The sequence below is a fragment of the Blautia hydrogenotrophica DSM 10507 genome, assembly GCF_034356035.1.
Classification (GTDB): Bacteria; Bacillota; Clostridia; order Lachnospirales; family Lachnospiraceae; genus Blautia_A; species Blautia_A hydrogenotrophica.
Genome location: NZ_CP136423.1, coordinates 1,183,336 through 1,201,690 on the forward strand (window position 1 = coordinate 1,183,336; position 18,355 = coordinate 1,201,690).

Consider the following 18,355-nt stretch of genomic DNA (forward strand, 5'->3'; position numbering starts at 1 on the left):
AGCTGTTAACGCTATAACAGCAGATGGTCAAGCAAAAAGAGCGCAGGGCGGATGCCTTGGCACTAAGAGCCGAAGAAGGACGTGATAAGCTGCGAAAAGCCGCGGGGAGGAGCAAATATCCCTTGATCCGCGGATGTCCGAATGGGGAAACCCGGCAGAGAAGACCTCTGTCATCCATACATGAATCCATAGTGTATGGAAGGGAACCCGGGGAACTGAAACATCTAAGTACCCGGAGGAAAAGAAAGAAAACTCGATTCCCAAAGTAGCGGCGAGCGAAATGGGAGGAGCCTAAACCAGTGTGCGTGCACACTGGGGTTACGGACTGCATTTAAGATTCTCTAAGGTTAGAAGAACGGTTTTGGGAAAGCCGGCCAGAGAGGGTGAAAGCCCCGTACACGAAAACCGAAGAGACTGAGCAGGATCCAGAGTACCGCGAGACACGTGGAACCTTGCGGGAAATCAGGGGGACCACCCCCTAAGGCTAAATACTACTTAGTGACCGATAGCGGATAGTACTGTGAAGGAAAGGTGAAAAGAACCCCGGGAGGGGAGTGAAAGAGAACCTGAAACCCTGTGTTTACAAGCTGTGGAACACCCTTATGTGGTGAACCGCGTACTTTTTGTAGAACGGTCCGGCGAGTTACGCTTACTGGCAAGGTTAAGGACTTAAAGGTCTGGAGCCGTAGGGAAACCAAGTCTTAATAGGGCCAAAGTCAGTAAGAGTAGACCCGAAACCGGGTGATCTATCCATGTCCAGGCTGAAGTTGCCGTAAAAGGCAATGGAGGGCCGAACCCACATCCGTTGAAAAGGGTGGGGATGAGGTGTGGATAGGGGAGAAATTCCAATCGAACCCGGAGATAGCTGGTTCTCCTCGAAATAGCTTTAGGGCTAGCCTCGATTTAGATTTGCGGAGGTAGAGCACTGAATTTCCTAGGGGGCGTCAAAGCTTACCGAAGAATATCAAACTCCGAATGCCGTGTAATTGATGATCGGGAGTCAGACTGCACGAGATAAGTTGGGCAGTCAAAAGGGAAAGAGCCCAGACCTCCAGCTAAGGTCCCAAAGTGCGTGTTAAGTGGAAAAGGATGTGGGATTTCGAAGACAACTAGGATGTTGGCTTAGAAGCAGCCATACATTCAAAGAGTGCGTAATAGCTCACTAGTCGAGAGGTCCTGCGCCGAAAATGTCCGGGGCTAAAACACGACACCGAAGCTGAGGAATCGAAAGATTGGTAGAGGAGCATTGCATGTGGGACGAAGCAGTACCGGAAGGAGCTGTGGACTGCATGGAAGAGAGAATGCCGGAATGAGTAGCGAGAATAAGGTGAGAATCCTTATGGCCGAATATCCAAGGTTTCCAGAGTAAAGCTGATCTGCTCTGGGTAAGTCGGGGCCTAAGGCGAGGACGAAAGTCGTAGTCGATGGACAGCAGGTGGAGATTCCTGCACTGCTGTGTAACAGAACTGTGGGGACATATGTGGTGAGTGCGAGCCGGGAATGGGAAGCCCGGTGCAAGCGAGGTACCAGTCACGTAGGCAAATCCGCGTGGCAATGGGAAGACGTGATGCGGAGCGAAAGTTAGTAGCGAAGAGCGTAAGCCATGTGTCAAGAAAAGCCGCTATTGTTTATACAGTACCCGTACCGGAAACCGACACAGGTGGATGAGGAGAGAATCCTAAGGCCGACGGAAGAAGCATTGTCAAGGAACTCGGCAAAATGACCCCGTAACTTCGGGAGAAGGGGTGCCACAGAAGATGTGGCCGCAGAGAATAGGCTCAAGCAACTGTTTAGCAAAAACACAGGTCTATGCAAAACCGAAAGGTGAGGTATATGGGCTGACGCCTGCCCGGTGCTGGAAGGTTAAGAGGAGGAGTCAGGAAACGAAGCTCTGAATTGAAGCCCCAGTAAACGGCGGCCGTAACTATAACGGTCCTAAGGTAGCGAAATTCCTTGTCGGGTAAGTTCCGACCCGCACGAAAGGCGTAATGATTTGAGCGCTGTCTCGACAATGCATCCGGTGAAATTGAAGTACCAGTGAAGATGCTGGTTACCTGCGCCAGGACGGAAAGACCCCATGGAGCTTTACTCCAGCTTGATACTGGGATTCGGTATTGCATGTACAGGATAGGTGGGAGACGAAGAAGTGAGGACGCCAGTTTTCACGGAGTCGGCGTTGGGATACCACCCTTGCGGTATTGGGTTTCTAACCAGCAGCCGTGACCCGGCTGGGGGACAATGTCAGGTGGGGAGTTTGACTGGGGCGGTCGCCTCCGAAAGGGTATCGGAGGCGCTCAAAGGTTCCCTCAGAATGGACGGAAACCATTCGAAGAGTGCAAAGGCAGAAGGGAGCTTGACTGCGACACCGACGGGTGGAGCAGGTACGAAAGTAGGACTTAGTGATCCGGTGGTATTAAGTGGGAATGCCATCGCTCAACGGATAAAAGCTACCCTGGGGATAACAGGCTTATCACTCCCAAGAGTTCACATCGACGGAGTGGTTTGGCACCTCGATGTCGGCTCATCGCATCCTGGGGCTGTAGTAGGTCCCAAGGGTTGGGCTGTTCGCCCATTAAAGCGGTACGCGAGCTGGGTTCAGAACGTCGTGAGACAGTTCGGTCCCTATCCGGCGTGGGCGTAGGATATTTGAGAGGAGCTGTCCTTAGTACGAGAGGACCGGGATGGACTGGCCGCTGGTGTATCTGTTGTTCTACCAAGAGCATGGCAGAGTAGCCAAGCCGGGAAGGGATAAACGCTGAAGGCATCTAAGCGTGAAGCCCCCCTCGAGATGAGATATCCCATTCTTAGGAAGTAAGACCCCTTGAAGACGACGAGGTAGATAGGGCAGAGGTGGAAGTGCGGTAACGTATGGAGCTGACTGCTACTAATCGGTCGAGGGCTTGACCAATAGCCAGGAGAGGAAGAGAAGGCTTCTGGCAGCCAGATTTCCAAGGAATCATGTATGCAGTTTTGAAGGTGCAATGCCTTTTAGATAAGTGACTGTATGGTCACTTTATTTTTTAAGATGCAGTCGATTTGGATTGACAAATGGAATGCAGTGTGGTATAAATAATATGTTGCATCTATAGGGGATTGGTCAAATGGTATGACAGGAGTCTCCAAAACTCTTAGCGGGAGTTCGATTCTCTCATCCCCTGTTATTTAAAAGCCTGGAAAACCGCGTAAAATCAACGTTTTTTAGGTTTTTATTTTTTGGAAAAAGGCAAAAGGTATCAGAACACATATTCGATAAAATTATATACGAGGAGGAAATCCTGAACATATGACATCGCAAAGGAATTTTGCGGTGATTTTTTGCATTATAGGAGGATTTTCTATGGTTGAACGATATACGAGATATTTTACAGTAAACGATGTGATGAAAGAGTTTCTAATTTATGGAGCAGAATTGACAAGAATGGGGTATCAAATACTTCCAGCGGTGCAAACCGTACGATCTAACACCGTAGATTTTTCCGAAAGTTTATCGAGATAATTGAAGGGACATAAACGATTGAATATGAATTTCTTTGTGGACGATGAAAAATTTGAACGTTTGTATTCAGCACCAGATAGATATGTAGAACATCTTAAATGTTTTGAATCAATTTGTGGATATCCAAGGTGCTCATCCATTTCTGCTTCCATCATTTCTTTGATGGTTCCACCCAGAAGATCCTTCAGAGCATCCCGAATATCTTCGGCTGTCTGAATATCGTATTCTTCCAGGAGTTGATGGATAATGTTACGTTTTCCTTCTGTCATTTGTACCCGATGTATAGGTTTCTTTTGTTTTGCCATAATAAAAGGCCCTCCTATGAATTAGATTTTATCATAGAAGAACCTCTCAGTTACATATTTACAGAAAAAGTTTCACACCGCCTTTTTATGATATTTTTGAAATATATACAATAAACAAAAATATAGCTACAAGTCCCCATATAATTCCAGAAAATAGAGCAAGTTTTTCTTTTTGGTGAAGCCATTTATACATGTTCTGCCCGCAAAAAATGAAACAATATACGGAAAAAACATCTTGAATTGGTTGGTTATAAAAAGCTTTTATACAGATTAAAACAAGACAAATAACAGCCCCTGCAATTGTTCCATAACCGCTTTCTAGAAATATCTCTAATCCCATTTCATCCATTTGATTGGTTTTTCGCCTTTGTACTTTTTTCAGAGCTTTTTCTTTATTCATCGCTATACCTCCCATCATGATAATGGAGTAGTCAACAAGGACTACAAGTTAATAATTATAAAGTTTCATCCAGTGAATAATTACTTGAAGCACACAGCTCACTTTGCACGCTGAGCACAGCCGCCTGCCGCAGCTACCTCTCGTAAGTGCGCATCCTTAGCGGAGCGTTAATGAGGGCTTCCCACCGGAAAAACTTTTTACAATGTTCGCACACGAATAATAGGATTAAGACAATTCTACATTAATCATAACTGTATAGCAATTCTAATTTAAAAGAAAATGGGGAAGATTATGCAGTGGAAGATGTTTTCTACTATTATACGAGGAGATCAAGAGTAGCTTAATAGTCAGGGGAGAAGTAAAGCACGAGCCGGGAGTTTCCCAGGCTGGATCAAAGCCTGAACTATTTTGAGATAACAAATATCAGAGCGAATCATGATCTGATGCAATTGGTCTGCGGAGAGCTCTCAGAACCAGAAGGGAAATAGCTGAATACAGGAAAAGCGCGGGACAGTCGGAAGGCTGTCCTTTTAAATTACCCGGATTGAGGAGTATTTTTATGCTGCTTATAAAATCAGGCCAAACAGTAAAGATAAGAGTAAAAAGCCAGAATTATGATGTGTCAATAAAAGTCCACTTTTTATAAAATCAGTCACATTGTTTTGACTTGAAATAAAAGTATAATAAAATTAAATTCAAGCTTGAACAAAAATATGAAAATAAAGGAGAAAAGAAGAATGAAAAAAAGAATAGTATCGTGTTTATTGATTGCGGTTATGGCGATTTCCATGTGTGCATGCAGCACAGAAAGCAAGTTGGTTGAGAATGAAAAGGCAGAGACAAAAAAAGATGATGACCAGGTGAAGGTAGGAATTTTGCTGAATCAGGCGTCTACTCAGGTAATCAGTGATATGGGTAATGCAATGCTAGACAAAGCGGATGAGTTAGGAATAGATGCAACTTTGATGTACTATGAAATGGACGTACAGGAAATGATTACCGGGATAGAAAATTATATGGCCAGTGATGTGGATGCATTGATCGTACATCCTATGAATGCGAATGATGGAGCTGAGGCAATGCAGAAAGCTTATGATGCTGGAATTCAGGTACTGGTTTTTGATACGGAACCAAACTGTGACTATTCCAACTGCTTCATGGCGTCGAATGAAGAATTGGGATATAAGATTGGAGAACAGGCTGCAAACTGGGCAAAAGAGAATCTGGTCAGCAAAGGAATGACACCGGTTATTGGACTGGTAAATGAACCTTCCTCAGAATTCTTGACAGAACGGGAGACAGGAATCCGCAATGCCTTAGAAGAGCTTCTGCCGGAAGGTGAGATTGTCATAACTGGCGCTGGTACCACTGCTTTGGCAGGGCAGGAGGCAGGCGAAAATTTCTTGCAGGCATATCCAGACATGAATATGGTAGTCTCTATTAACGATGATACGATGCATGGAGTGTATGAAGCTTTTGCACAGGCAGGACTTACGACTTCTGAAAACATCGGCTTATTTTCCTGTGATGGAACCCAAAAGTCAAAAGAATACGTAGCAGAGGGTGGTATTTTTAAATGTGTTGTAGATTTAGAGTTAAATAAGGTCGGAGAGAACATGGTTGAGTGTGCGCAGAAAGATGTTCTTGGAGAAGACTCTGATTATGAGAAAATCAATTATTTTCCAATGAATCCAGTGACGATCGAAAATGTGGAGGAAGTGCTGAAGTAAAGCAGAGAAGAGGGAACAGTGTATATGGATAAAAAGAGCGAAGTGAGTTTGTCAGTACGCCATATCATAAAAACATATCCAGGGGTTGTCGCTTTGAAGGATATTTCCGTCGATTTTTATGCAGGAGAAGTCCACGGACTGATGGGAGAAAATGGAGCAGGAAAATCTACTCTGATGAAAGCAATTTCAGGGGTGATAGAACCAGATGAAGGGATATTTTATATTGGAAGTGATGAGTTTCGAAAAATTACCCCGCATCAAGCGCAAGAGAAAGGACTTCGGATTATCCATCAGGAACTAAATCTCATTCCTACGTTGTCCGTAACAGAGAACATTTTTATGGGGAGATTTATGGGAAATGGATGGACAGTAAAGTTTTCAGAAATGAAGAAGAGGACCTGGGAACTTTTTCAAGAAATTGGGATAAAGATCGATCCGGATGCGTTAGTGGAAAATCTGACAGTTGCTCAGATGCAGTTGGTAGAAATTGCTAAGGCAGTGAGCCAGGATGTAAAGATTTTGATTATGGATGAGCCAACTGCACCATTGACGCAAGTGGAAGTGGAGCTTTTGTTTCGGTTAATAAGGAAATTGAAGGAAAAAGGAGTAACTATTATTTACATTTCCCATAGAATCAGCGAAATCTTTGAGTTGACAGACCGTATTACGATCATGCGGGATGGAGAAAAAGTAATGACGGAATACACAAAAAATCTGGATAGAGAGACCTTGATTAATCTGATGGTGGGGAGAACTTTGAAAGAAACTTATCCGGAACGCACGAAAAAACCTCAGGAGGAGATTTTGAGGGTAGAGCATCTGTATGGAAATGGGCTGGAAGACATTAATTTTACACTGCGAAAGGGTGAGATTTTAGGCTTGGCAGGACTGGTGGGCGCAGGGCGTACGGAGCTTGTCAGATTGATTTTTGGAGCCGATCCGGTTGTAAAAGGAAAGATCTATATGGAAGGGAAGGAAATTCGGATTTCCAGCCCAAAAGAAGCAGTAAAACATGGGATTGTTTTAATTCCAGAAGACCGGAAGCGGCAAGGTGTGGTATTGGAGCTTTCGATTAAAGAAAATTTGACATTGCCTAACTATAAAAAAATATCACGCAGAACGTTGATTAATAAAAATGAAGAGAAGAAATTAGTGAAACGGCAAGTAGAACAGCTTCGAATAAAAACGCCTTCGGAAGATCAGTTGGTAAAAAATCTAAGCGGCGGAAATCAGCAAAAAGTAGTTGTGGGGAAATGGCTGGCAGGAAAATCAAAAATATTAATCTTTGATGAACCGACACGAGGAATTGACGTTGGAGCAAAACAAGAAATCTATTTTTTGATGAATCAACTCACAGAGCAAGGAATTAGCATCCTTATGGTTTCCTCCGAAATGGAAGAGCTTATGGGAATGTCCGACCGGATATTAGTTCTCAGAGAAGGAAAAATTTCCGGCAGCTTTGACAAAAGTGAAGAGCCCTTTACACAGGAGAGCATTATGAAGTATGCGTCTATTGAATGAGGAGGAAAACGGGAGTGGATGTGTTAAAGAAAATTCTAAATAAATTTACGGTGTTAATTCTCTTAGCCGTCGTAGTCATATATTTCGCTGTTTCAGCGCCGGGTTTTATGACCATCAACAATGGAATGAGTTTGTTAAGGCAGATTGCTGTGCTGGGAATTTTATCTACAGGATTTGCTATGGTTATGATTGCCGGAGGCTTGGATCTTTCTATTAGTTCTCAGCTGTTTTTGGTCAGCTGTGCCACAGCACTCATGATTGTAAACGGCGTTCCCTGTGTGGCAGCCTGCATCATAGGCGTTTTGATTGCAGTTGCGATCTCTGCATTCAATGGAATGGCGATTGTACTAACGGGAATGCCCGCGATGATTTGTACGCTGGCTATGCAGCAGGTATTGCAGGGTGTAGTTTATATCTTTACCGGTGCTTCTCCCATTTACGGCTTGCCTGAAGGGATGAAAATTATCGGACAGGGATATATTGCAGGTATTGTGCCAGTGCCTATTATCATTATGATTGTAATTTTCTTGATCGGTGCTTTCATTTTGAACCGTACTTACCTTGGCCGGTATTTTTATGCAGTTGGTTCTAATGAAGAAGCTACTAGACTTTCAGGGCTATCTTCCAAAAAAATTATGATTCTTTCTTATGTGGTAAACGGTTTGTTTGTGGGCTTGGCGTCTATTGTCCTGATGTCGAGAATTGCCTCTGGTCAGCCGGCTGCTGGAGAAGGATATGAGATGGATGTCATCACTGCCTGTGTAGTTGGCGGAATTGCCTTCTCAGGAGGCAAAGGAAAGATGCTGGGGGTTGTACAAGGCGTCCTAGTCATGGGAGTGCTGAGCAATGGCCTGGGTGTAAAGGGTGTGGACTCTTATACACAGCTGTTGTGTAAGGGATTGGTACTGCTGGTGGTTGTAAGCATTGACTGTCTGCGTGAAAAGAGAGAAAAGAGTCGTAAAATGGTGATTACACACGAAAAAGAGAAGGCGAACTAGGTGGTGGAAGGATGAAAGTTTTGGTTATTGACCGTTATCCAGACTTAGCGGAAGAATTTCAGGCTATGTGTGCGGAATCGGATTTGGAAGCTTTAAGAGATTTGAAGATTGAGTATGCAAAGGATACCAATGTATATCGGATGAATACATTTGAAGAATATGTACAAAGAATGGAAAAAGAAGGCCCGGAATGGATGGAACCGGATCAAGAGGTTCTGGATAAGATTCAAGACGCGGACATCTTGCTGATTCAATGGGGAGCTGTCAGTTCCGCAGTGATCGAGATGGGAAAAAAATTAAAGTTCATCGCGACGATAAGGAGTGGCTGTGAGAATATTAACGTAGACTATGCTAAAAAAAGAGGAATTCAGGTGTCGTTTGCACCGTCCAGGTTAGCAGAAGTGGTCGCAGATATGACTGTTGCGTTGACTTTATCAGAATGCCGTGGAATTGTGAGAAGAAACCTGATCGCGAATCATGGTAAATGGACAGAAGAGAAGTACAACGACGCTTCCCATGCCGCTATCAGCAATTTGGTGATCGGGATTGTGGGATATGGTGGGATTGCCAGAACCGTAGCCAGAAGATTTTGTGCAGGCTTTGGCTCTAAAGTGATTGCATATGAGCCGATCACTTCGCCCGAGATCTTGAAAGAAGACGGCGTGGAGCAGGTGGAATTGGACGAATTGTTGCGGCAGGCGGATGTAGTTACTATGCACGCGCGGGTGTGTAAGGAAACCATACATATGATTGGAGAAAGAGAGTTTTCCTTGATGAAGCCCAACGCTATTTTTATTAATACAGCAAGGGCGGCCTTGGTGGACGAAAAGGCATTGATTCAGGCGTTGCAGACAGGAAAGATTCGAGGAGCAGGGCTGGATGTCTATGAAAAAGAACCGCTTCCGTTGGACTCACCGCTGCTTTCCATGGACAATGTTACCTTAATGCCGCATTCTGCAGGAATTACCAATGATATTTTGAAGAACAGTCTGAAAATTATCAAGACAGAATTTGAGCGGTTTTTAAAGCGAGAACCTTTGAAATTTACTATATAAGCTCGCGGACAGCGTCTGGCAAGCTTGCTTGCCGAGACGCACAGACATTGGACGAGGCAATAGGTATGCGCCAGAGTGCGAATGCCTGTCAGGATTGCGGAAGTGCGAGGCACGGAGCAATTCGTAACTTATATTTTATGGAGGTGTCGCCGACAGGCAGCATGAGGGTTTACTGTGTAAGAGGAGATTCAGCGATGGAGAAAAATCAACATTTGAATAAATTTATACGTATGTGCGTGGATGGATGGAGCCTTGGATGGCATGAATACCATGGAGGAAATCTGACCTATCGTATCGAGCGGGAAGAATTGGCAGGGCTGGAATTAAATGGAGAACGGGAATGGGTTTCTCTGAAAAAGCCGATGGAAAATTTAGCAGGCGATTGCTTTTTGGTGACGGGAAGCGGAAAGACCATGAGAAATGCGGAACTAGAGCCAAAGGATGCGTTAGGAATCATTGAACTGGATGAAAAAGGACAGGCATATCGTATCGTTTGGGGGCTGGAACATGGAGGAAAACCTACGAGCGAGCTCCCAGCTCACCTGATGTGTCAGTCCGTGAAAAAAGAAGTGACGGGAGGAACATACCGTTTTGTATATCACGCTCATCCAGCCAATATCATTGCACTGTCATTTGTGCTTCCTTTGCAGGATGAGGCGTTTACCAGAGAGCTTTGGGAGATGGAACCAGAGTGCGCGATGACATTTCCGGCAGGGATTGGGGTACTGCCTTGGATGGTTCCCGGGACAGTGGAAATCGCAAAACTGACGTGTGAGAAAATGAAAACCTATGATGCGGTGCTTTGGGCGCAGCATGGTTTATTTGTGACAGGAGATACTTTTGAGGATACGTTTGGGTTGATGCACACGATTGAAAAAAGCGCGGAAATTCTGGTAAAGGTCCGTTCTATGGCAGCAGAGAAACTTCAAGTGCCCAGCGTACAGAATTTCCGGGATATGGCAGAAGCTTTTCAGCTGAAGCTTCCTGAGAAATTCTTGTTTGAGAAATGAAAAGAAGAGGAAGGGCTGTAAACACTGTTATTGATTACATGAGAGGTTTATGGATATGAAGAAAATAATAAACAGGCCAGAGGACGTAGTTTTGGAAATGTGCAGCGGGATCGCTCATGCAAACCCAGATGTAGTATGGAACCCTAAATATAAGATTATCAGGAAAAAGAGCTTAAATCCTGGAAAAGTGACCTTAATCAGCGGCGGAGGAAGCGGACATGAGCCTGCTCATGCCGGTTATGTGGGAAAGGGAATGCTGGATGCTGCGATATGCGGAGATGTATTTGCGTCTCCTTCTCAGGTTCAAGTGTATCAGGGACTGCGGGAAACCGCAGGGGAAAAAGGGACATTACTGATTGTGAAAAACTACAGCGGTGATCTTATGAATTTTTCCAATGCGGCTGCCATGGCAAAGGAAGAAGGAATTTCCGTAGAAATGGTAAAGGTGGAAGATGATATAGCTGTCATGGACAGCTTGTATACCGTTGGGCGAAGAGGCGTGGCAGGCACTGTCTTTGTGCATAAAATCGCAGGAGCGGCGGCAGAAAAGGGAAGGGACCTTAGTCAAGTATGTGCAGCAGCGCAGAAAGCCGCAGACAATGTGCGGACAATCGGATTTGCCTATAGTTCCTGTACAGTGCCCGCGGCAGGAACGCCTACATTTGAGCTCGGAGATACACAGATGGAATATGGCGTCGGTATTCACGGGGAACCAGGACGAAGCCGGGAGAATATGCAGACAGCCGATGAGATGGCCCATCGGATGGTTACGCAGCTTTTGGAAGATCTGTCTCTGGAAAAAGGGGAAGAGGTCGCATTGCTGGTAAATGGATTTGGAGCTACGCCCCTTCAAGAGCTGTATTTGATGAATTATTCTGTGAATCGTGAGCTAGACAAAAGAGGAATTCCAGTATATCGAGAATTTGTCGGAAATTATATGACGAGTATTGACATGGAAGGATGCTCCATCTCTTTGCTGAAGCTGGATGAGGAATTAAAAGAGCTTTTAGATTTTCCAAGTACGGCGCCTTATTTTCGAGTGGATGGACCTGTGGAAAAAGCAGTGTTTATGCCTCTTCTAAAGAAGGCTGAAAAGATAGAAGGAGAAATGAGATGTGAAGAGAGTTGGAGAGTGATCTCAAAAGAAGGCATGACTGTGGAAAATATAGCGGCAATGGTATATCAGATGTGTCAATGTATTTTGAAAAATGAGAAAGCCTTTTGCAAACTGGATTCCTATGCAGGGGACGGCGATTTTGGGATGAGTATCGCGAAGGGATTTCGAGAGGTAAAAAGAGAATGGGAAATGCTGCTTGAAGAGAAATTCAGCACAGTTCAAGAATTTCTTTTGGCTTGCTCTATGATTATCATGGAAAACTGCGGGGGAGCGTCAGGGCCTGTCTGGGGTTCCGCTTTTCGGGCAGCCGCTTTGGCAGCAGGAGAAAAAAAGGTGCTTGATTTGGATGACTTTGCGGCAATAGTGGAAAACGCCGTGGCGGGAATTCAAAAGACGGGCGAACGTTCTTTTGGAAGAGGCGCAGTACTTGGAGACAAGACTTTGATTGACGCATTGATTCCATGCTCATTGGCTTTGAGAGCTGCGGCAGATCAGAAATTGCTTTGGAAAGCGGCGCTAAAGGAAGGAGCCAAGAAAGCAAAGGAGGGCGCTGAGAAGACCAAAGAAATGGTAGCTCGAATGGGAAGGGCAGGAACGGTTGGAGAAAGAAGCTTAGGATATCCGGACGCGGGAGCTTATGCTTTAGGGGTGATTTTTGAGGAAATAGCTTCTTTCATGCGGGAAGAAGCTTGAGAATTTGAGAAGGATTGGTGGAACAATGAAAAAGTATTTGCTGGGTGTGGATCTTGGGACTACAAATGTGAAAGCTATGTTGTTTTCGGAAGATGGAAATTGTGCTGCAAAAGGAGAGGCTGGAAATTATCGAACGATCTCAGAACACTTTAACTGGGCAGAACAAGATCCGAATGTTTGGTGGCAGGATACTGTATTTTCCATAGGAAAAGTTACGAGTCAGATTTCCTGGACGGACAGTGAGATTGCGGCGATTTGTGTGAGCTCACAGGGGATGGCGATGCTTCCTTTGGATGAGCAGGGGAATCCCCTATGCCGGGCGCATATTTGGATGGACAGAAGAGCCGCCGAAGAAACCGCCTGGTTGGAAAAAGTTTATGGAAGAGAAAGAATCAAACGGGAATTTGGCGCCTATGCAGACCCCTATTATCAAATTATGAATTTAATTTGGTATCGAAATCATTGTCCGAAACTGTATGAAAGGACCCGGCATATTGTAAAAGCCAATACTTATCTGAATTACAAGCTTACCGGCCAGTTAGCGATTGATGAAGGGCAGGCAGAGATGACCCTGTGCTATGATTTGAAAAAACGCTGCTGGTCCGAGGAGCTGGAAAAAGTAATTGAAATTCCGTTGAGAGATTGGATGCCGCCAGTGAAGAGGGCGGATGAAATTCTTGGAACAGTGACGAAAGAAGCCGCTCAAATGACTGGCCTGCGGGAAGGAACCCCTGTGTTGGTGGGAGGCGTAGACTCTGCGGCCGCGTTGCTGGAATTAGGAATTTATCACCAAGGAGAGGCGGCGGAAATTACAGGAACTTCCAGCAACAATTTTTTTGCCGGCAAAAAACCGCCATCAGAGAAATCCAAGCTTTTGTCTTTTTCTCCTATCGTCAGTACCAAGGAGGTTCCTTGCTTGCTGTTTGGGCCTACGAATTCCTCAGGAGATACCGTTCGATGGTTTCGGGAATCTATGGGAGAAGAGACAGAACGCCAAAAGATGCAGGCTGCGGGAAGGAAAAACATATACGAAATGTATGAAGAAATGGTACGTTCTTCGAGACCCGGCAGCGGCGGCGTCTTCTTTTATCCATATCTTATGGGAGAACGGGCACCATTGTGGGACAGCGCGGTAAAAGGCATGTATCTGGGCTTGACAGCTCTGACGACCAGAGCTGATATGCTGCGGGCGGTCTATGAGGGAAATGCATATGTGCTGAAAGAAATTTGTGAGGAGGCCAAAAGGGAAGGCGCCAAGCTGTCTTGTATGAAAATTGCAGGCGGATGTGCAAACAGCCGTGAATGGCTGCGCATAAAGGCTTCTGTCTTGGACATGCCGGTACATGTCTCGGCATCTTTGAGCGGAGCACCAAAAGGAGACGCCATGTTAGCTGGATATGCAGCAGGCATCTATCGCAGTATGGAAGAGGCATACGAAATTATGAAGTCCCCGGAGCAGGTGATCGAGCCGATTTCGGAATGGAGTAAAATATATAGAGAGCTTTATCCGCTCTTTCTGACCATGAGAGATCACTTGCTGGAGGACTATCAGGAGCTCGAGTATAAGATGCAAAAGCTATTTTAAAAAAGGTTTGTTTTGTAATAGGAAAGACCTTGTCACGCTGATGCGTGAAAGCTCTTTCCTATCACATAAACGCTCCGCTGTGGATGCGCACGCTGCAATGGGAGATTTCACCACAAAGCGGTACTGCGGCGGCGCGCAAAGTGAGCTGCGCCCCTCAAAGATTGAGGGGATGGGGCATCTGAGATGGGCTTGCACACTTTGTTCCATAAAGGTAATTTTTTACTTTATCTTCAAATGTCTTTGAATCTTCTTTGTGGAAGATACGGTAGTCGTCAGTATTCTTAATAGCCAGGAGAGTGTCAGCAAAATATAGGCAGTTCCACAGATTTGTGGAAAGTAAAACCAAAGCGGCGCCCTCCTGGTTGATCTGAGAAATATTTTGATAAAGGTCTGAACGGTTTGAATAGGTCGTATTAAAGTCTGATAAAAGCAGCAAAGAAGGATTTTTCAATTTCCATTTCATGAGAAGAAAGAGAAATAAATCTTCTGCATTTTCAATAGGGTGGCCTTTCATTTCACGGATAGAAGAATTCACACAGTAATTCCATAGTTTTCGGTCGATCACGCCGAAGGTATTGATTTTATTCAAGATTGAGAGGGTAAGATTATCGCCAAGTGACAAGTCTGGGAAAAAATATTTCATCATATTCGAAAGATCAATAGGAGCTAAGCCATTTTGAATGGCTGAGGTGTAATTCGTACATGTTTTCCCACCCAAGCAGTAAGGGAATTTTTTTACAAAAAAATTGTATAAATTTGCAATATGGGAACCGTAGAAATCAAAAATACAGAGACATTCCTGGCGGTGAAGTGTCAGTGGTTTTAATCCATGAAGGAAGGAGGACCAGTCCAGATTCATTAGCGTACCGGATTGCTGACAGGATTTTTTGCGAATGAAAAGCTCCGGAGTTTTTCCGAGAATCAAGGCGGATAAACGGTCAGCATGGTAGTTTTCATGTGAAAGAATGTTTGTGATACCGTCATCGGATACAACAAAGATTCTGTCTGCATTTTGCGTGACCAGAGAAGGACTTTTCGAGAAAACCAAAAAGGTGATTTCTCTGTCTCTCAGTTGACGGATTAATGTGAGGAACTGCTGGAATTCCGCATAAGTATAAGACTCTACGAAGTCATCTAAAAAAATAATTTTTGCAGAGCTGATATAAGCTTTCAGTATGAGAAGCAGGTGCTGCTGGGCTTTGGTCAATTCAGAGACAGGAGTATGGATGGATATGGAAAGTTTAAATTCCTTTAGCAAATCTTCCGCTGCGATCTTGGCATATTTGGGAATGTAAAAAAGATTCGGAAAAGAACTTCTCCGAATCGCAAATATATTGTCCGAGATCGAGAGAGAAGAGATAAGATGACTGTATTTAGAAATGGTGTAAAAGTATTTCAGGGGTTTTCCTTTTGAAAGGAGCTGAGGGGGCTGGCTTTTGAAAAATAAGGTACCCTTTAAAAGACGTCTTTTATAGTTTTCCTGTAATTTGTCTACATCGAGAAAGGAAGGGGAGCATACGGCAATTAATTCTCTTTTGTAGATAGATAAATTAATAGAGGACTGAAAATTTTGCTGTTCAAAACGAAAGTTATCAATTTGTAGTAAGTGTTCTTTCATAATCGTGTGTCCTTTTAGTTTTTGGCAGTTTAGGCAATGTAATCTGTACTTCGGTACCGAGATTTTGAGTACTGAATATGTGTAAATGATATTTTGTTCCATAGAGAAGACAGATGCGATTGTTGATGTTGTTTAACGCGATATTTAAATGCTTTTTCTGTAGCTCTGCACTCTCAAAGTAGTTGTTCTCAAAATTATAGTTAATCTGATCTAATATTTCTTTTTTTATTCCAATGCCATTATCTCGAACATGGATTAGGACGGTGGAATCGGTTTCTTCAATTTGTACGTCGATTTTTCCGCCTTTTTCGTAATGCTCAATGCCATGAATGATGGAATTTTCGACGATGGGCTGAAGAGTGAGTTTTGGAATTTGATACTGTTCTAGATTTTTAAGCTCCGTGACAACATGGTATTGAATACGATCTCCAAAACGAAACATTTGAATTTTCATATAAGAATTCAGGTTTTGGAGCTCATCCTGTATGGATACGATATTCCCCTTACGTGAAATACTATATCGGAAAAAAGCAGATAAAGTTTCAATCATGTCTGCGACGAAATAAGCACCGTCACAGTAAGCACGTCCCCGAATAGAATCTAAGGTGTTATAAAAAAAATGAGTGTTAATCTGCTTGGACAGATAATCAATGTTTCGGTCAGAAAGGGTATTTTCAATAGAGCAGGCTTTTTCATAGGAGCGGTCCAAAAAACAATTGATTGCTTTGGAATCGTGATCTTTACATGGAAGCCGCTGCTCAGTCAGGATTCTCTGTTCTTGAAAGAAGATGTGAAGATGGTAAAGTGGAAACAGAATCCACGGGATTGACGCTAAGACAGCAGATAAAGTCAGGACAGAACAGAAAATCCGTAGGATTGTGTTTGGAATCATCAGGATAACAATAAAATTTAAACAAAAAAAAGTTAAAATGTAAAGAAAACGTTTGTAAAAGGGAAGGCTTTTGCGGATTATTTTCTGCATGGCTGCAAGGATTCCTTTCGCTGGATTACTGTAAAATTTGAGTTTACGAATAAGGCATTGAGCAAAATGATTTTAAAAGTTTTCTGACCGCGCTGTCGAAACAGGTTTGATACCGGTGTATTTCTTAATTTGTGTAAAGCTTTCGAAATTTTGAAGGTTTGATTCCAACAGTTTTTTGAAATACTTTGCTGAAATATTTCGAATCCTGATACCCAACCATGGCGCTGATTTCTGAGATGGAGTATTTTAAATCTCTTAGCAATTCCTTCGAACGTCCGATGCGGGTTTGCGTGATGTAATTGCTGAACGTTTCACCGGTTTCTTTCTTGAATAGTGTGCTGAAATAAGATGGATTGATATAAAGCATTTCCGCAACCTCGTTTAAGGTAATATTTTGGTCAAGATGGTCATGGATATATTCTTTCGCCTGACTGATATAACGGCTATCTTTGGTATACTGTAGTTTTTGAAAGGCTGAAATTTCCCCAATTATCATATGTTTTAATGTAGATATCAGGTCTTCTTTGGAAGAGGCGTTTTGTATCTGCGCTTGATATTGTTTTTTGGGGAAGTCATAATCTATACCAGCTTTTTGATACTGATTGCGGATTTGGTCTTTCAACAGTTCAAGAAATTTGGCACAGAGATCGATGACAGATGACGGAGAAATTGTATCGTTGGAAAAATCTTCCTGCAGGTGGAGAAATAATTTCTCTACGCCGGAAAGATTTAAGGTGTCTATATAGGTACCGATCTGTTCTAAGTATGTAGATAAATTTAATTTGGATTTAAACTGTGACAAACTGCTGTAGTCAATGATTCGATGTTTTCCCAAAAAGATTCGACTGATAACAGCAGCGTGAGCCTCCTGGAACGAAACTTGAAAAAGTTGTTCCCTTCGGGAAGAAATTCCCAAGGTGACATAACAATAGCTGTAGAACTTATTCTTTAACAATTCAAATACAGATATTAAAAAAACAGCCAACTCTTCCTCAGAAGTATAGTTCATAAGAAAAATTATTTCATTATTATCAATAATTCCATAAGCTTTCTGAGAGGAAGCATGAAATTTTTGGCAGGCATATTCATAAATTTGTTTCAACAGAATCTGGTATTGCGGAAGAGTAAAAAGCTTTTTCGTATCTGGTTTAATAGAGATCACACGAAAAAAACCAGAAAATAATTCTAACCCATAAATCTGATTGAGTTCTTCAAGGGACTTTTGTTCTTGCAAATCAGGAGACAGAAAGAGCATTTTCAAGAAATGGGTTCTTGAAATAGCTAAATTTGTCTCAATTTGATTTTCCAGCATTTTTTCGTAATTTTTGCTGGAACGTTCCTTTTCCATACGCTGTATGATTTGCTGAAGATTTTCTGTCAATTCTTCCTTGTTGATGGGTTTTACAAGGTAATTTTCCACACCATATTGAATTGCAGAGCGTGCATATTCGAATTCTTTATGCCCGCTGATTAAAATAAAATTCGGAAATATATTTTGTTCTTGTATTTTTCTGACGACTTCTAGCCCAGATAGGCCGGGCATTTTGATGTCAATAATGACGATATCAGGAGTTTCTGTAAGAATTCTTTGATAGGTTTCTGTACCAGTCATGCATTTGGCAGCAATTTTTATGTTTAGTGCGTTCCAGTCAATTAAGCCTTCCAGCAAGTTTAAAATATTGATTTCATCATCAGCCAAAATAGCAGAAAACATAAGATTACCTCCATTCATTATCTAAAACAAAGTGGGCGGCCCACTTCAATTACTCCATCCCCTCAATCTTTGAGGGGCACAGCTCACTTTGTGTGCCGCCGCAACACCGCCTTGCGGTGTACTACCTTATT

10 protein-coding genes, 1 tRNA gene, 1 rRNA gene and 1 pseudogene are annotated in these 18,355 nt (G+C 43.2%); 9 read left to right on the forward strand and 4 right to left on the reverse strand.

Annotated features, from left to right (window positions below; genetic code table 11):
• Positions 1-24 precede the first annotated feature (24 nt).
• Together BLHYD_RS05645 and BLHYD_RS05650 are read left to right on the forward strand one after the other, a co-directional pair.
• A 23S ribosomal RNA gene (locus BLHYD_RS05645) occupies positions 25-2,909 on the forward strand.
• A 178-nt stretch (positions 2,910-3,087) separates the two neighbouring features.
• Positions 3,088-3,158: transfer RNA gene (locus BLHYD_RS05650), tRNA-Trp, on the forward strand.
• Positions 3,159-3,531: 373 nt separating this feature from the next.
• Here BLHYD_RS05650 and BLHYD_RS17575 read toward each other — a convergent pair.
• Positions 3,532-3,801, reverse strand: a pseudogene (locus BLHYD_RS17575) (IS256 family transposase); the annotation flags it as partial.
• Positions 3,802-3,886: 85 nt separating this feature from the next.
• On the reverse strand, positions 3,887-4,201 hold the full coding sequence (locus BLHYD_RS05660; protein WP_040350238.1) for a DUF6442 family protein: 315 nt from the start codon (positions 4,199-4,201) through the stop codon (positions 3,887-3,889).
• A gap of 737 nt (positions 4,202-4,938) precedes the next feature.
• On the opposite strand from BLHYD_RS05660, the gene BLHYD_RS05665 reads away from it, so the two are divergent.
• The 7 genes from BLHYD_RS05665 (at position 4,939) to BLHYD_RS05695 (ending at position 13,910) form a co-directional block, all read left to right on the forward strand.
• On the forward strand, positions 4,939-5,931 hold the full coding sequence (locus BLHYD_RS05665) for a sugar ABC transporter substrate-binding protein (protein WP_040350239.1): 993 nt from the start codon (positions 4,939-4,941) through the stop codon (positions 5,929-5,931).
• Positions 5,932-5,955: 24 nt separating this feature from the next.
• Entirely contained in the window at positions 5,956-7,452 is a 1,497-nt protein-coding gene (locus BLHYD_RS05670; protein ID WP_005944559.1) for a sugar ABC transporter ATP-binding protein, read from the forward strand.
• A gap of 14 nt (positions 7,453-7,466) precedes the next feature.
• Positions 7,467-8,450, forward strand: coding sequence for an ABC transporter permease (locus tag BLHYD_RS05675; RefSeq protein ID WP_196795151.1), 984 nt, complete (start codon positions 7,467-7,469; stop codon positions 8,448-8,450).
• Between the two features lie 11 nt (positions 8,451-8,461).
• Positions 8,462-9,505 carry a 2-hydroxyacid dehydrogenase gene (locus tag BLHYD_RS05680; RefSeq protein WP_005944563.1) on the forward strand — a complete coding sequence of 348 codons (1,044 nt, stop codon included), beginning with the start codon at positions 8,462-8,464 and terminating at the stop codon, positions 9,503-9,505.
• Positions 9,506-9,699: 194 nt separating this feature from the next.
• Positions 9,700-10,515, forward strand: a complete 816-nt coding sequence (gene rhaD, locus BLHYD_RS05685) for a rhamnulose-1-phosphate aldolase (RefSeq protein WP_040350315.1) — start codon at positions 9,700-9,702, stop codon at positions 10,513-10,515.
• A 55-nt stretch (positions 10,516-10,570) separates the two neighbouring features.
• The gene (gene dhaK, locus BLHYD_RS05690; protein WP_070097717.1) at positions 10,571-12,325 is read left to right on the forward strand and encodes a dihydroxyacetone kinase subunit DhaK; all 1,755 of its coding nucleotides are present in this window, start codon (positions 10,571-10,573) and stop codon (positions 12,323-12,325) included.
• Between the two features lie 25 nt (positions 12,326-12,350).
• Positions 12,351-13,910: a xylulokinase gene (locus BLHYD_RS05695; protein WP_005944569.1), complete on the forward strand. Its 1,560-nt coding sequence runs from the start codon at positions 12,351-12,353 to the stop codon at positions 13,908-13,910.
• Positions 13,911-15,502: 1,592 nt separating this feature from the next.
• Here BLHYD_RS05695 and BLHYD_RS05700 read toward each other — a convergent pair.
• Both BLHYD_RS05700 and BLHYD_RS05705 read right to left on the reverse strand, forming a co-directional pair.
• A complete protein-coding gene (locus tag BLHYD_RS05700) occupies positions 15,503-16,420 on the reverse strand; it encodes a sensor histidine kinase (protein ID WP_172676821.1) in 918 nt (305 codons plus the stop codon).
• A 214-nt stretch (positions 16,421-16,634) separates the two neighbouring features.
• Positions 16,635-18,224 (reverse strand): AraC family transcriptional regulator, encoded by a 1,590-nt coding sequence (locus BLHYD_RS05705; RefSeq protein ID WP_040350240.1) that lies wholly within the window; start codon positions 18,222-18,224, stop codon positions 16,635-16,637.
• Positions 18,225-18,355: the final 131 nt, after the last annotated feature.

Coding starts and splice junctions, on each gene's coding strand:
- BLHYD_RS05660 (WP_040350238.1), bottom strand. CDS start 4,201: ATGAATAAAGAAAAAGCTCTGAAAAAAGTACAAAGGCGAAAAACCAAT.
- BLHYD_RS05665 (WP_040350239.1), top strand. CDS start 4,939: ATGAAAAAAAGAATAGTATCGTGTTTATTGATTGCGGTTATGGCGATT.
- BLHYD_RS05670 (WP_005944559.1), top strand. CDS start 5,956: ATGGATAAAAAGAGCGAAGTGAGTTTGTCAGTACGCCATATCATAAAA.
- BLHYD_RS05680 (WP_005944563.1), top strand. CDS start 8,462: ATGAAAGTTTTGGTTATTGACCGTTATCCAGACTTAGCGGAAGAATTT.
- rhaD (WP_040350315.1), top strand. CDS start 9,700: ATGGAGAAAAATCAACATTTGAATAAATTTATACGTATGTGCGTGGAT.
- dhaK (WP_070097717.1), top strand. CDS start 10,571: ATGAAGAAAATAATAAACAGGCCAGAGGACGTAGTTTTGGAAATGTGC.
- BLHYD_RS05695 (WP_005944569.1), top strand. CDS start 12,351: ATGAAAAAGTATTTGCTGGGTGTGGATCTTGGGACTACAAATGTGAAA.
- BLHYD_RS05700 (WP_172676821.1), bottom strand. CDS start 16,420: ATGATTCCAAACACAATCCTACGGATTTTCTGTTCTGTCCTGACTTTA.
- BLHYD_RS05705 (WP_040350240.1), bottom strand. CDS start 18,224: ATGTTTTCTGCTATTTTGGCTGATGATGAAATCAATATTTTAAACTTG.